This is a genomic window from Caballeronia cordobensis (assembly GCF_001544575.2).
GTDB lineage: Bacteria > Pseudomonadota > Gammaproteobacteria > Burkholderiales > Burkholderiaceae > Caballeronia > Caballeronia cordobensis.
Genome location: NZ_FCNY02000012.1, coordinates 42,282 through 56,469 on the forward strand (window position 1 = coordinate 42,282; position 14,188 = coordinate 56,469).

Annotated in this window: 15 protein-coding genes; 12 read left to right on the plus strand and 3 right to left on the minus strand. The window is 67.2% G+C overall.

All coding sequences use genetic code 11. The annotated features are described in order from the left end of the window. Positions 1–16: 16 nt before the first annotated feature. Both AWB70_RS23005 and AWB70_RS23010 read right to left on the minus strand, forming a co-directional pair. Positions 17–1,615, minus strand: coding sequence for a S53 family peptidase (locus AWB70_RS23005; protein WP_053569313.1), 1,599 nt, complete (start codon positions 1,613–1,615; stop codon positions 17–19). A gap of 257 nt (positions 1,616–1,872) precedes the next feature. Next, positions 1,873–2,295 carry a GFA family protein gene (locus AWB70_RS23010; RefSeq protein ID WP_053569314.1) on the minus strand — a complete coding sequence of 141 codons (423 nt, stop codon included), beginning with the start codon at positions 2,293–2,295 and terminating at the stop codon, positions 1,873–1,875. Between the two features lie 62 nt (positions 2,296–2,357). On the opposite strand from AWB70_RS23010, the gene AWB70_RS23015 reads away from it, so the two are divergent. From AWB70_RS23015 to AWB70_RS23050, 8 genes are all read left to right on the plus strand, one after another. Then, positions 2,358–3,698 (plus strand): hypothetical protein, encoded by a 1,341-nt coding sequence (locus AWB70_RS23015; protein WP_053569315.1) that lies wholly within the window; start codon positions 2,358–2,360, stop codon positions 3,696–3,698. Positions 3,699–3,702: 4 nt separating this feature from the next. Continuing rightward, positions 3,703–4,218, plus strand: a complete 516-nt coding sequence (locus AWB70_RS23020) for an isochorismatase family protein (RefSeq protein WP_053569316.1) — start codon at positions 3,703–3,705, stop codon at positions 4,216–4,218. 451 nt (positions 4,219–4,669) lie between these two features. Continuing rightward, positions 4,670–5,368 carry a (2Fe-2S)-binding protein gene (locus tag AWB70_RS23025; protein WP_053569317.1) on the plus strand — a complete coding sequence of 233 codons (699 nt, stop codon included), beginning with the start codon at positions 4,670–4,672 and terminating at the stop codon, positions 5,366–5,368. Between the two features lie 10 nt (positions 5,369–5,378). Continuing rightward, entirely contained in the window at positions 5,379–6,368 is a 990-nt protein-coding gene (locus tag AWB70_RS23030) for an FAD binding domain-containing protein (protein WP_053569318.1), read from the plus strand. Beyond that, positions 6,365–8,587 carry a xanthine dehydrogenase family protein molybdopterin-binding subunit gene (locus AWB70_RS23035; RefSeq protein WP_053569319.1) on the plus strand — a complete coding sequence of 741 codons (2,223 nt, stop codon included), beginning with the start codon at positions 6,365–6,367 and terminating at the stop codon, positions 8,585–8,587. Before AWB70_RS23030 ends, AWB70_RS23035 begins: the two co-directional genes overlap by 4 nt. Positions 8,588–8,663: 76 nt before the next feature. After that, the gene (locus AWB70_RS23040) at positions 8,664–9,251 is read left to right on the plus strand and encodes a nucleotidyltransferase family protein (protein WP_053569417.1); all 588 of its coding nucleotides are present in this window, start codon (positions 8,664–8,666) and stop codon (positions 9,249–9,251) included. A 128-nt stretch (positions 9,252–9,379) separates the two neighbouring features. Next, complete coding sequence (locus AWB70_RS23045) at positions 9,380–9,577, plus strand: hypothetical protein (RefSeq protein WP_053569320.1); 198 nt, start codon at positions 9,380–9,382, stop codon at positions 9,575–9,577. Continuing rightward, positions 9,552–10,037 (plus strand): DUF2335 domain-containing protein, encoded by a 486-nt coding sequence (locus AWB70_RS23050; RefSeq protein WP_231927774.1) that lies wholly within the window; start codon positions 9,552–9,554, stop codon positions 10,035–10,037. The genes AWB70_RS23045 and AWB70_RS23050 overlap by 26 nt, the downstream gene beginning before the upstream one ends. Here AWB70_RS23050 and AWB70_RS23055 read toward each other — a convergent pair whose 3' ends face one another. Next, on the minus strand, positions 10,038–10,748 hold the full coding sequence (locus AWB70_RS23055) for a glycosyltransferase family 2 protein (RefSeq protein ID WP_053569321.1): 711 nt from the start codon (positions 10,746–10,748) through the stop codon (positions 10,038–10,040). A gap of 208 nt (positions 10,749–10,956) precedes the next feature. Here AWB70_RS23055 and AWB70_RS23060 point away from each other — a divergent pair, with 208 nt between their 5' ends. The 4 genes from AWB70_RS23060 to AWB70_RS39065 all read left to right on the plus strand — a co-directional run bounded on the left by AWB70_RS23060 (position 10,957) and on the right by AWB70_RS39065 (position 14,184). Next, entirely contained in the window at positions 10,957–12,456 is a 1,500-nt protein-coding gene (locus AWB70_RS23060; protein WP_053569322.1) for a UdgX family uracil-DNA binding protein, read from the plus strand. A gap of 144 nt (positions 12,457–12,600) precedes the next feature. Beyond that, on the plus strand, positions 12,601–13,095 hold the full coding sequence (locus AWB70_RS23065; protein ID WP_053569323.1) for a hypothetical protein: 495 nt from the start codon (positions 12,601–12,603) through the stop codon (positions 13,093–13,095). 307 nt (positions 13,096–13,402) lie between these two features. Continuing rightward, positions 13,403–13,996 (plus strand): glycosyltransferase family 9 protein, encoded by a 594-nt coding sequence (locus AWB70_RS23070; RefSeq protein ID WP_053569324.1) that lies wholly within the window; start codon positions 13,403–13,405, stop codon positions 13,994–13,996. Between the two features lie 26 nt (positions 13,997–14,022). Further along, complete coding sequence (locus tag AWB70_RS39065; protein WP_167350998.1) at positions 14,023–14,184, plus strand: hypothetical protein; 162 nt, start codon at positions 14,023–14,025, stop codon at positions 14,182–14,184. Positions 14,185–14,188: the final 4 nt, after the last annotated feature.

Genomic DNA, 14,188 nt, shown 5'->3' on the forward strand with positions numbered 1-14,188 from the left:
TCGTCGTGGTTGTTGTTCACTGTTGCCCTGCGCTTTGGCTCGGCTTCGCGGGCTTGAGCGCCGCCGCGATCTTCCCGCCATCGGGGCTGCCCATGCCGGTACACGCGTCCCAGCCGGCCGCCGCCGAAAAGCTGCCGTTGTTGCCTTCCGTGATGTCGCGAAACGCCGTCTTCGCCTTGTAGAGCTTCGGATTGACGAAGCCCGCCGGCGACGCGTCGATCGCGTTGATGCGGGCGATCAGCGCGGCCCACAACGGCGCCACCGCGCTCGTGCCGCCGACCACGGTGTCCTCGCCGTCGATCAGCACTTCGTAGCCGGTTTGCGGCGAGGCGTCGCCGGCGACATCGGGCACGCCGCGCTTCGCGAGCGCGATGTGCTTGCCGTTTCGCGTCACCGACAGCCCCTTTTGCCAGACCGGCAGCGCGAAGGTGCCGGACACGCCGCCGCCGCCCGCGCCGCCCTGGTCGCCGTCGTTCCAGACGACTTCCTTCGCGATGCCCGCACCCGACGCCGCGAGGCTCGTGCCGCCGCAGCCGAGCACATACGGGCTCGACGCGGGAAAGTCGACGTGATCCGCGCCGTCGCCGACGCCATCGGCCGAGCCGCCGTCGCCGGACGCGGCGCACACCGTCACGCCCAGCGCGGCCGCGCTTTGCAGCACGTCGTTGAAGGCGCTCATCGACTGCGGCGACCAGTTCGACTCCGGCCCGCCCCAACTGATCGATATCACCGAGGGCTTGTTGGTGGCATCGTGCAGCGCGCGATTCACGGCATCGACAAAACCGGCGTCGCTGTTCGGCGCGAAATACACGGCGATGCGCGCGCCCGGCGCGATCGCGCCCGCGATCTCGATGTCGAGCGTCACTTCGCCGTCCGGCCCGTTCGGGTTGCCGGTGGGCGCGTTCTTGCCGCCATCGACGCCAACCGGGACGACGGCCGGCGCCTTCACGCCAAGCTTGGAGAAATACGCGGAGAGATCGCTGTCGCGGTAGCCGCCGCCCAGTTCGATGATCGCGATGCACTGGCCGGCGCCGTCGCCATCGGGAAAGTCATAGAGCTTCGCGAGATCGACCGGCGAGAACGACGCGGGCGCCGCGCCGCGCAACGGCTTGAACGGCGGACGAAAGCGGAAATGCGGACGCGCCTGCGGCTTGCTGTCGAGGCCGAGCACGGCGGTGACGGCGTCGTGCATCTCGTCGGGCACGTTGACGGGACCCGTGCGGCCGCGATACTCGCCGATGTTGTGATGTTGAAAGCGTTCCAGCTTGACGTCGAAAGCCTTCTGGAACTGTTCGATGGTGCCTTTCAAAACGACGCTGCGCGTTTCCGTCTCGGCGCGCTTGACCGACAGGCCGTACTGTTTGGCGAAGGCCTTGACCTTGTCGATGTCTTCGTCGGATGCGGTGAAGCGCCTGTCGAATTCCTCGCGCGAGACGGCCTGGCCGGGCGCGTCTCCCGCGTCGATGCGCGACATCATCTGCCTGAAGCCCGCTTCGTCCTTGCGCCGCAGCATCACGATGACTTCGATCTGCTCGGAAGGATCGCAGTCGCCGATGCATTTCGCGCCGTCGGGATGAATCTTGTCGCTGCTGCCGCTGACCGGTTGCTTCGTCATGGTATCGATGCTCCTCGTTGGCCTTGAAGTTCAAAGGTTCTCGATCCTGCCGCTTTTCGCGCATCCGGCGCGCAATATTCCCGCGCATATTCCTTCACGCAGTGCACACGCCGCTTATCGTCTTATTTTCCGGGCGCGAATGCAATTGCTCGGACCGTTGACAAGAGCATGCGGTTCCGGCGGGACAAAAGCTGTCCCGGTCTTCACGAGGATGTCTCTATTGCTTTCGGGTAGACGAAGGCGCCAGCGCGCAAACCCTAGTGCGCGCGTTCTTCGTCGTACTCCGGGCGCGCGCCGCGCGGCAGCCACGGCTCGCGATGCTTGCACCACAGTTCGTATTCCGGCTCGAAGAGGCCGGTTTCGTCGAATGCGCCGATGGGCAGATCGACTTCGTCGCGCGTCGTGAATTCCATGTACGCCACCGAGCCGCATACCGGGCAGAAGTGCCGCCGCCCGTCGTCGGAACTGCGCCAGGTCGAAAGGCTGCCGCTCATCATCACGTCGCCGCGCGTGTAAATCGCATAAGCTCCAAAGGCGGAGCCGTGCACCTTCCGGCACGTCATGCAATGGCACACGCAGGCGCGTATCGGCTTGCCTGTCGCGCGAAAGCGGAACGCGCCGCACGCGCAGCCGCCTTCATGAACCGTAGTCAGTTGCTCATCGCCCTTTTGAACGTTCATCGATCTCTCCCGTAAATACGACGGTTTGTTACGATAACCCTTCACGATCGGAGATGGCACTCATGAGCACATCGAGCACGACCGGCAACGAGAATACTCAAAACACCCCAAGCAACCTGTCGCTCCTGAAGCTGCTGCCCGGCGCCGGATCGGAGTTCGGTCCCGCCGCGTCCGATCTCGTCGCCCACGTGTTGTCGCACGACCGCTTCGACGCGGCGGCGAACGCCAATCTGCCGCGCGAAACCTTTCGCGGCGCGACCGTGGACGACGTCATGTCCGACGAGTTCACCTTTCCGCTCGGCCGCACCGGCCAGTCGATCGTGCTGACGGGCTACCGGATCGCGGCGGGCTTCATCGCCGAACGCGCCGCCGATGAATGGCTCGAACTCGCGCACAGGGAGCGTGTCGCAAAAGGCTTGCCCGCCGCGCCGCAGGGCGGCGAGCCGCACCTCGCGCCCGATCCCGCCGAAGCCGATCAGCTGCTCGAGCGCGCCTACGAATGCGCCCAGCGCATTCTCGATCCGGTCGCGGGCGAGCAAGTGCTGTCGCTCTTCGAGACGCACTATCGCGGCGGGCGCGAGTTTCTGCGCCTCACGTGGGAAGGCTTGCCGGAAGACCTCGTGCCCGAATCGCGCCGGCCGCTCGCGGCGCTCGCCGCCGCCGCGACGAATGGCGAACGGCGCGAAAAACGCGACTACGATCCTTACGGTCTCGACGGCGTCGACGATTACGACGTCGACCGGCCGCTTGCCTATCGCGAGAAGATCGGGCCGTTTCTCTTCACGATGACCTACCGCCACGAATATCCGCAGGTCGACGACGAGCGTCTCGGCACCGCGTTCGCCGTGTTCCACGAAGCGGGAAGCGATATCGTCGCGGCAGCGGTGCGGCTGCAGCTCGTCAAGGTGCCGCCGCTCACGAGCAGCGCCGATCTCGTCTATACGCTCGACACCTATTCCGGCGAAATGCTTTCCCTCGCGCTCGCCGCGACCGAGGCGCTCGGGCCTGAAAAGCTGTGCGCGGTGTTCAACGCGCATCGCGTGATCTATATCAGCTTGTGGGAAGTGCGCAAGCCGTGGCGCGGCCAGGGCCTGGGCGTCGCGTTGCTGCATCAGGCGCTGGAGCGCCTTCCCGTCGATGTCGATGGCCGGCCGAATGCGCTGTGCGTCGCGCCCGAGCCGTATCAGACGGACATGCGCCACTTCGACCAGCTTCCCGGCGCGCTGCGCGAAGAGCTGAGAACGCCGGCGCGGCGTCTTTCCGCGCATCTCGCGAGCTGGCTCGAACGCTCGAAGCTGCCGATCGCGACGCACTTCTTCGTCCCGATGGCGAGGCACGCGGGCATCGGCTCGGCGGGAGAAAACGCGCGGCTCATCGACCGGATCATGGAAAGCGAGGCCTGAGGCCGTGCTCGTCGTCATCGACATGCAGGGGCGCCTGCTCGCGCATCTCGACGGCGGCGAAAGGCTCGCCGATCGCGTCGGCACGCTGCTGCGCGCGGCGAGCCTGCTCGACGTTCCGGTCGTCGTCACGGAGCAGAATCCGGACGGGCTCGGCGGCACCGCCGATGGGCTCGCCGCGCACGCCCGAAGCGCGCGCACGATCCAGAAGCACACCTTCGATGCCACGCTCGAACCGACGTTCGTCGAGGCACTGCCGCCCGCGCCCGCCACGCTCTGGGTCGCCGGCGCGGAAGCGCACGTGTGCGTGCTGCTGACCGTGCTCGGATTGCTCCGGCTCGGCTATCGCGTGGAATGGGTCGCGGATGCGGTCGCCTCGCGCCGCGCCGCCGATCGCGACGTCGCGCTGGAACGCGCGCGGCAGGACGGCGCGAAGCTCACGACCGTGGAGACGGCGATTTTCGGCTGGCTCGGCAGCTACCGGCATCCGCGCTTTCGGGAAGCGCTCGCGCTCGTGAAATGACCGGCGTCTGACCGGCCGCGCGCCCTGCCGATCGCCGGCTGCCACGCCTCCGGCCTGGTCTGAAACATCGCGTGAAGCGGCCTGTCACACTTTGCGCCGCACGCGCGCGCCGGACGAAACAATCCGGCCGCCGCCGAACTTACCCGTGGATGCAGCATTTACTTGCACGGCGCACCGCATGTGCGGGACAGCGCCCAGGCCGCGAGCGTGCGCGTTCCTGGCATCCGACTTGCTGTACGTCAACTTCGCGATCGGTCGAACGTTCGGTCAGCTTACGGTTTGCCGTCTGCGCCCTTTCGCGTCTCATGCGCCTTTCATGCATCGCGCAAGAGGACCCGAGCATCGGTGCCCGCATCCACCGAAGTCGCAGTCGGTGCGCGAGCGAAACGCCCCACGAAGATTCGAGCCTCTTTGCCGCGCCCTTCCAACGAGCGAGGAGCAACCGATCGTCATGTCCCCAGCCGATACCCACTCCGCCGACGCCGGCACCAGCGACGCGGCGCAAAAGCCGTCGCGCCGGCGTTTCCTTCAGTCGGCCGCGGCGGCCGCCGCCGTTTCGGCCGCGCCGCTTGCGCATGCGCAGCAGCAGGCCGCCGCGACACCCGCGATAGCGCCGCCGCCCGCCGCCGTGCCGATGCTGCCCGTCAGGCTCAACATCAACGGGCATCCGTACGAATTGCAGGTCGAGGCGCGCACGACGCTGCTCGATGCCTTGCGCGAATACGCGGGCCTCACCGGCACGAAGAAAGGCTGCGACCGCGGCCAGTGCGGCGCGTGCACGGTGATCGTGTCGGGACGGCGCATCAACGCGTGCCTCACGCTCGCGGTGATGCACGAAGGCGAGTCCGTCACCACCGTCGAAGGCCTCGCGCCCAACGGCGACGCGCTCGCGCCGATTCAGCAAGCGTTCATCGAAAAGGACGCCTTTCAGTGCGGCTACTGTACGCCGGGGCAATTGTGCTCGGCCACCGCGCTCATCGCCGAATACCGCGCGGGCGACGCGAGCGCGGTCACGGCCGACGTGCGTTTTCGCCCGGCGCAACTGTCCGACGATGAAATCCGCGAGCGCATGAGCGGCAACATCTGCCGCTGCGGCGCGTATCCGAACATCGTCGCGGCGGTGAAAGCCGTCGCGTCGGGCAACGCCTGAGGACACGCACATGGACGCGATCTCCTATCAGCGCGCGCCGGACGTCGGCGCGGCGCTTGCGGCGGCGAGCCAGCCGGGCGCGATGTTCATCGGCGGCGGCACGAATCTGCTCGACCTGATGAAAGGCGGCGTGATGCGGCCGATGAAACTCGTCGACATCACGCACATCGATGCGCTGAACGGCATCACCGCTCTGCCTGACGGCGGCCTACGCCTGGGCGCGCTCGTGCGCAACAGCGACGCGGCGAATCACGCGTGGGTGCGCGAGCGCTATCCGCTGCTTTCGCAAGCGCTGCTCGCGGGCGCATCGGCGCAATTGCGCAACATGGCGACCGTCGGCGGCAATCTGATGCAGCGCACGCGTTGCCCGTACTTCTACGACACCGGCTTTCCTCAATGCAACAAGCGCGCGCCGGGCAGCGGCTGCGCGGCCATCGGCGGGAATAACCGCATGCACGCGATTCTCGGCGCGAGCCCGCAATGCATCGCGACGAACCCGTCCGACATGAGCGTCGCGCTCGCGGCGCTCGACGCCGTCGTGCGCGTCACCGGCCCGAACGGCGAGCGTGCGATTGCCTTCGCGGAGTTTCATCGGCTGCCGGGAGACCGGCCCGATCTCGATACGACCTTGCAGCCGGGCGAGCTGATTACATCGGTCGATCTGCCGCCGCCGCTCTTCGCCGATCATTCGAAGTATCTGAAGGTGCGCGACCGCGCGAGCTACGCGTTCGCGCTCGTCTCCGTCGCGGCCGCGCTGCAGATGGACGGCAACACGGTGAAAAGCGCGCGCATCGCGCTTGGCGGCGTCGCGCACAAGCCGTGGCGCGCAAGCGCGACCGAACGCGCGCTCGTCGGCGCGCCGCTCGACAAGCTCGCGCTGCAAACCGCCGCCGCGCTCGCCGTGCAGGGCGCACAGGCGCAGCGCGACAACGCGTTCAAGGTGGCGCTCGCCCAGCGCGCGATCGTGCGCGCGGTTCAACAGGCCGGAGGTGTCGCATGAGTGTCATCGGAAAACCGCTCGATCGCACCGACGGCGTGCTCAAAGTCACGGGCCAGGCGCGCTATTCGGCCGACAACACCGACGCCAAGCTCGCGCACGCGGTGCTCGTCACGAGTACGGTCGCGAAAGGCCGCATCGCGTCGATCGACACGCGCCGCGCAGAAGCGCTGCCCGGCGTGCTGCTCGTGATGACGCACCAGAACGCGATGCGCCTGCCGAACGGCGGCATCCCCGACGCGCAGCCGCCCGCCGTGCGCAAGCTCACGCTCTTGCAGACCAACGAGGTGCGTTACAGCAACGAGCCGGTCGCGGTGGTCGTCGCCGATTCTCTGGAACATGCGCAGGACGCGGCGCGCCATGTCGATGTGCGCTACGAAGCCGCGATGCCGAATGCCGATTTCGCGCGCGCGAAGGGTTCGGCGTATCAGCCGGAAAAGATGATGGGCCGCGCGATCACGACGAAGCGCGGCGACGTCGATGCCGGCTTGCGGCAGGGCCCGACGCGGCTGAACGCGGTCTATACGACGCCCTACGAGCATCACAATCCGATGGAGCCGCACGCGACGCTCGCCCGCTGGGACGGCCCGACGCTCACGCTCTACGACGCGACGCAGGGCGTCTCCGGCGCGAAGAGCGCGGTCGCGAAGTTCTTCGGCATGTCCGAGAGCGACGTGCGCGTGATCTGCCCGTTCGTCGGCGGCGGCTTCGGCTGCAAGGGCTCGGTGTGGTCGCACGTCGTGCTGGCGGCGATGGCGTCGAAGCAGACCGGACGGCCCGTGAAGCTCGTGCTCGAACGTCCGCAGATGTTCGGCATGATCGGCAACCGGCCGTACACCGAACAGCGCATCCAGGTCAGCGCACGCGATGACGGCATCATGACCGGCATGCGTCACGACGTCATCTCGACGACCTCGACGTTCGAGGACTGGACCGAAAGCTCGGCGATCGTCACGCGCATGATGTACGCGGTGCCGAATCAGTCGACATCGCACAAGCTGGTTGCGCTCGACATCGGCACGCCGACCTTCATGCGCGCGCCCGGCGAAACGAGCGGCTCGTTCGCGCTCGAAACCGCGATGGACGAGATGGCGTATCAGTTGAAGATGGACCCGCTCGCGTTTCGCATCCGGAATCACGCGAACATGGAGCCGCAGGACAAGAAGCCGTGGTCGGAGAAGGCGCTGCTCGAATGCTACAGGCGCGGCGCGGACACGTTCGGCTGGTCGAAGCGCCCCGCCGCGCCACGCTCGATGCGCGAAGGCAATACGTTCGTCGGCTGGGGCGTGGGCACGGCGACTTATCCGGCGAACCGCAGCGAGGCCTCCGCGCTCGCGCGCATCCTGCCCGACGGCACCGCGATGGTCGCCTCCGGCACGCAGGATCTCGGCACCGGCACGTACACGATCATGACGCAGGTCGCCGCCGACGCGCTCGGTTTTCCGCTCGATTACGTGCGCTTCGCGCTCGGCGATTCGTCGCTGCCCAAGGCGCCGGTGTCGGGCGGCTCGCAATCGGCGGCGAGCGTGTCGCCGGCGGTGCGCGCGTGCTGCATGCAGGCGCGCGACCAGTTGATATCGATGGCGCTCGCGGACCGCGGCTCGCCGCTTTTCGGCGTGCCCGGCGACGATGTCATCGTGAGCAACGGCTGGGTCGTGAGCGTGTCGAATCCGGACAAGCGCGATCCGGCCGCGGCGATCATCGCGCGCAACGGCGGCCGCGCCATCGAAACGATCGCGACGGCGAAACCCGGCGACGAGAAAAAGCAGTACGCGTTCCACTCGTTCGGCGCGGTGTTCGCGGAAGTGCATGTCGATGCCGATCTCGGCGTGATTCGCGTGCCGCGCATCGTCGGGGTGTACGACGTCGGCACGCTGCTCAACGCCAAGACCGCGCATAGCCAGTTGATGGGCGGCATCGTCTGGGGCGTCGGCTCGGCGCTCTTCGAGAAGAGCGAGATGGACGCGCGCTACGGCCGCTACACCAACGCGAACCTCGCGGAGTATCACGTGCCGGTCAACGCGGATATCGGCACGCTCGATATCGCTTTCGTCGAAGCGCCCGATCCGCTCATCAATCCGCTCGGGGCGCGCGGGATCGGCGAGATCGGGATTACCGGCGTGGCGGGCGCGCTCGGCAACGCGGTGTATCACGCGACGGGCGTGCGCGTGCGCGACCTGCCGATCACACTCGACAAGGTCTTGCCGCCAACCATGACGTGACGCGCGTCTTATTGTGCTTGCGGCGTGCTTCGATGCGCCGCACAATCGCGATTCGATCACGACAGGAAACGCCGCGATGAGCTATGCGTCGAACGCTACCGGCATCCTGCTGGCGGCGGGTCTGGGCACCCGCTTCGATCCGTCCGGGCACAGCAACAAACTGCTCGCCACGTTGCCCGACGGCACGCCCGTCGTGTTCCAGTCGGCGCGCAGGCTGCTCGCGGTTTCCGCGGAGGTGATCGCAGTCGTGCGTCCCGGCGCCGAAAAGCTCGCGGACGTGCTCAACGAAGCCGGCTGCAAGGTCATCTTCAGCGTCGATGGGGAGCGCGGCATGGGTGCAACGCTCGCCGCCGCCGTGCGCGCCACCGCCGAAGCCGATGGCTGGCTCGTCGCACTGGGCGACATGCCGTGGATCGGGCACGCGACGTATGAAGCCGTGGCGCGCGCGCTCGACGGCGGCGAATCGCTCGTCGCGCCGTTTTATCGCGGCAAGCGGGGGCATCCGGCGGGATTCGGCATCGCGCATCGCGAGGCGCTCGCCGCGCTCGACGGCGATGCGGGCGCGCGCGGCATCTTCTCGACGCACGCACCGTTTATCGTCGAAGTCGACGACGCGAACGTGCTGCGCGATATCGATTTGCCGAGCGATCTCGCGCAGGGGTGAAACCGCTTGGCTTGTCTTCGGTTGGAAAGTCTGAAAAGCGCGCCTGGCCGTTCGGACGAGTTGCTTCGGACGTATAAGTGAATGGTAGGATGAATTTCATCTGCCCAACCTTTCAGCCGGAGCATCACATGAAGACAATCCTGAGCGAAATGCGGCGCGTTGCGAACGCGCTGGCATCCGTTTTTTCGATCCGTCCGCCTACCGATTACCGGTCGGCGTATCCGCGCAGGTCCGCCGAAGAAATGATGGACCGCGCGTGGGCGCGAACCATGTCCGACCTGAACGGCGCGATCGAAGGCTATGGACAGCGCAAGCGAAGCCGTTAAGGACAGCACGGTCCGGTACCTCGCCGAATCCAGTCGGGCCGAGGTCACGGAGCAGACCAAGGCCATGGCGTCCGGCAAGGCATCGATTACCGTGGCAGTGCAGGCGCATTCGTTTCGCGGCCCCATGCCGCTGCCCGACCATCTCGCGCAATACGACAGGATCGTGCCGGGCGCGGGACGGCTGATCGTCGAGGAGTTTCAGATGAACAGCCAGCACGCGCGGCAGATCGAATCCATGAGCGTGCGCGGGTCCATTCGCAAAGACCTGCGCGCGCAGATCATCGCGGGCTCGCTCGTTCTGATCGGCTTTGGGCTCGTCTTCCGGCTCGCCGAAAACGGTCACGATGGCGTCGCCATTGCGGTCGCCGTCACGCTGCTCGTCAGCGTCCTGACCGCATTTCTCACCGGCACCGTCATCCGCGGAAAAGACGACGCGATCAAGGAAACCCTCGCAAGCTGATCAAGCCGCGATCGCCACCGCACCGTCGGAATCGGGGGCGTCCGCGCCAATCGGCAGATAGCGCTTGCTGACTTCCAGCAGCGTCGCGCCGAATCCCTTCTTGGCGCGAAAATCCGTCCGGGCGCTCGTCACCACACGCGGCGACGCACTCCACGCGATGCGCGCGCCGCTCGCGACCAGCGCCTCGACGAGCGCCACATCCTCGCTCGACTCCAGCGGCGGAAATCCGCCCGCCCGCACATACGCTGCCGCGGACACGCCCAGATTCGCGCCATGAATATGCCGATGTCCGTCCGCATCGGTGTAGGTCTGCCCGAAATGCTCGCGCACCGCGCCGATATGCGGCGACCAGTCGTGCACGCCGATCACGCCGCACACCGCGTCCGCGCAACAGTCGAGCTGCCGCGCGAGCCAGTCTTCGGCGACGCTCGTGTCGGCGTCGGTGAACGCGAGCCAGCGTGCGCCCAGCGCCAGTGCTCTTTCCGCCCCATGCGCCCGCGCCATGCCGACATTGCGCGCGTCGACGCACGTCACATCCGCGCCCAGCGCTCGCGCGATCGCACCGGTTTCGTCGGTGCAACTGTCGAGCACGACGATCACGCGCGCCGCTTCCCCCAGCAGTTGATGATGATCCGCGGCGCGGCGCGCAGCCGCCACGCACGCGCCGATCTGCGCGGCTTCGTTGTGGGCAGGGATGACGATGGCAAGCATGTCGGCTCCGTTTCGATGGTGTTCGGCCGCCTTGGCAAAGCAATCGCCGGCGGCGATGGATCGATTTCAGCAATGACCGTTCCCATCTGCCGCCACATCGAAACGCCGCATATAGGGGCACGACCGTCTTTAAATAATTGCCACAAAGCAGCGGACGTCGCTAGAATTACTGTATGGATATACAGTACTTTTCTGATTCCCCTTGCCGATGAAAAGCGTCATCCTCGATCCGTCGTTTGCTGCCTGGCGTACCGAAGCGCGCAACCTGCTCATGGAAGGCGTGCGGCCGGAAGACGTGTTTTGGCGAGAAACCGACGCATCGGCAACGGTGTTCGGCTCCATCGATCCCCCCGCGCCCGGCTCGGTGGACCCGAACGCGAAGAAGCCGGTCAAGATCGCGCGCGAATTCCTCGTCATGCTCGAAACGGCGGCGTGCTATCGCGCGCCGGACCGCTGGCCGTTTCTCTACAGGGCGCTGTGGCGCTGGACGCAGGGCGACCGCGCGATCGCATCGCCGCAAGACGCGGAAGGACTGCGGCTGCATCGCATGATCGAATCGGTCGAGGCCGAGGAGCGCGAAATGCGCAAGGTGCTGCGCTTTCGTCATCGCGACGCGTCGCTCGGGCCGCCCGAGTTCATCAGCTGGTTCGAGCCGGTGCACGACCTGCTGGAGCATGCCGCGATGCACTTCGCCACGCGCATGGGCAACGCCACCTGGATGATCGCCACGCCGCACGGCGCGGCCTTCTGGGACGGCGCGCTCCTGCGCGTGGACCGCACGAGCGAGCCGGAGGAAAAGCCGATGGACTTCGGCGACACCGCAATGAGCGGCGAGGCGGTGAGCGGCGACGCCATCGAGGCTCTCTGGCTCGCTTATTACGAGAGCACCTTCGCGCCCGCGCAGGAAAACGCCGCCGAAATGGCGTCGCACATGCCGGTGCGCTACTGGAAAAGCCCGGAGAACGCGCGCACCGATCCCGCGCTGATTTCTCGCGCCGATCCATATTCGCGGCGCGACCGCCATGCGCGCAACGTGCCGTCCGAGATGGAAGTGGCCATCAACACGGATCTGGAGCCGATCAAGGGCACGCTGCTCACGGAGCCGCCGTCGCTCGACGCGTGCAAGCGCTGCGCGCTCTGGCGCAACGCGACGCAGGCCGTGCCGGGCGTCGGCCCCGCCGATGCGCGCGTGATGCTGGTCGGCGAGCAGCCGGGCGATCAGGAAGACCGCGAGGGCAAGCCGTTCGTCGGCGCGGCGGGCAAGCTGCTCGACGAGGCGCTCGCCGAGGCCGCGCTGCCCCGCGCATCGCTTTATCTGACCAACGCGGTAAAGCACTTCAAATGGGAAGCGCACGGCGAGGAGCGCGCGCATCTCGCGCCCGCGCAGCGCGAGCGCGAGGCCTGCCGCTTCTGGCTCGAGGAAGAACTGAAGCGCATCGCGCCGAAGGTGGTCGTCGCGCTCGGCGCAACGGCGTTGAAGGCGCTCACGGGGCATCGCACGGCGCTGTCCGAGTATCTAGGCAAGACCATCGAGCACAAGGGGCACATCATCGTGCCGACCTATCACCCGTCGTATCTGATGCGCCTCACCGACGACAAAGTGCGCACGGAAGTTTTCGGGACGATCGTCGAGGCGCTCGTGTTCGCGCAGCAGATCGCGGACGGCATCGCGACCATCCGCACGCCGGTTGCGGACCGCACGCGCTAAAGCGAGCGCGTCAAAAAGCGCCCAAATGAAACAGGAAGCAACAGGACGAAACAAGTCGAAAGCGCCGTCAACGTTCCTGTAAGCCGCGCGTTATACCGGTGTCGCGCCGCTTTGGCGCTTACCGATGGTCCCGACTACACCCATATGGCCGCTCTCCCGCTCGAAGAACTCCGTCGTCAACAATCGCTTATTGCGCTCGTGCCGAAATCGGCGGGGCAATTGAAGACCGAACGCGAGCGCATCGTCGCGCGCCTGCAACTGCTGCTCAAAGCAACGATCGCCCTGGCGCTCGCGGGCGCGGCGCTGATCGCGTGGCTGCCGTTCTCGCCGGTGCCGCACGAATTCCGCTTCGGCGTGCAGGAAGTGCTCGGCGTCGCGGTGTTCGCGTCGTGCCTGTTCATCCTGCACGAGCGCGCCGAACTCGAACTCGGCCTTTACGACTACGAGCCGGTCGAGCAGACCACGCAGGGCGAATTGCGCGCGCTGCTACACCGCGTGCCGGAAGGCGTGTCGTATCAGGAAGCGCTCGCCGCCGACCGGCGCACCTTCGTGACCGGCGAAGTCGACGGCATCCGCCGCCGCGCCGAAGCGTTCACGCCGAAGACGCTGCCCGCCGACGACGGCAACGCGGAAACCTGAAACGCCGCGCTGCCCGCAAGCCGCGCACCGAGCCGCCGCCCCGCATCGCGAGGCGGCGGCTTTTTACATCGGCGCGGAAAATCGCCGCGCCTTGACGAGCGCCGCCGCGGCTCCTTCAATACGTGACAGATGCTGTCATCGACGCTCAAACTGTCACGGTCCGGGATGCATTCTGTCTCCGTGGGCGCGCGCCGCCCCATGCGGACGGGCCGTGAACCATGCGGGCACGGCGGGTGCTTGCCAAGCGCCTGGCCCTTCGCGAATCCGCGGACATCGAAACGAGGCCACGCCAATTGCAGGAGCCAGGATGCGAGCCACTTCCCTTTCCAGCTTGAGCGACGAATTCGCGCCCGCGCTCGTCCCGGACGAGCCGAGCGCCATGCCATGCGCGAACGCCGGCGCGCCGTCCGATGCCGATTACGACGCGCTCGCCGCGTTCCACGGTATCGAGCGCGAGCGCCTGGTGCTGATCCATCCGGGCAGTCATCGCGATTCGCCTGCGTGGCCCGCCGAGCGTTACGCCGATGTCGCCGATCAACTCGCCGCGGACGGCTGGCAGATCGCGATCGTCGGCGACGCGCCCGATCCCGAGCGCACCGCCGGCGTCCTCGGCGCGATGCAGACGGCCGCGCTCTTTCTCGCGGGCGCGGTCGCGCCGCGCACCTTGCCGCGCCTCATCGCCAACGCGCGTCTGCTGGTCTCCGACGACGCCGCCGCGTCCTCGCCCATCGGCGCGGCCCGCGCGCTCGGCACGCCGCATATCGCGCTCGACGAGCTTCCGCGCGACACCGGCAGCGACGCGATCGCCGCCCGTGCGCGCGCCGCGCTCTCGAACACCGGCGACGCGCATCCGGGCGAGCCGTTCACGCTGCACATGCCCGCGGCGCACGAGTCCGCATAGCGCCGAATCACCTTTCGGGGGACATCATGAACTTCGACATGCAGACCACGCCCATTCCGGATCCCATCGCGGACCCGAACCGCGACCCGGAATCCGATCCGTTCAGGCCGCCGTCGCCGGGGCATCGGCCGGACGAGCCGCAGCATCCCGACGCGCCGCCGGACAAGGACCCGATCCGGCGCCTTTGATCTG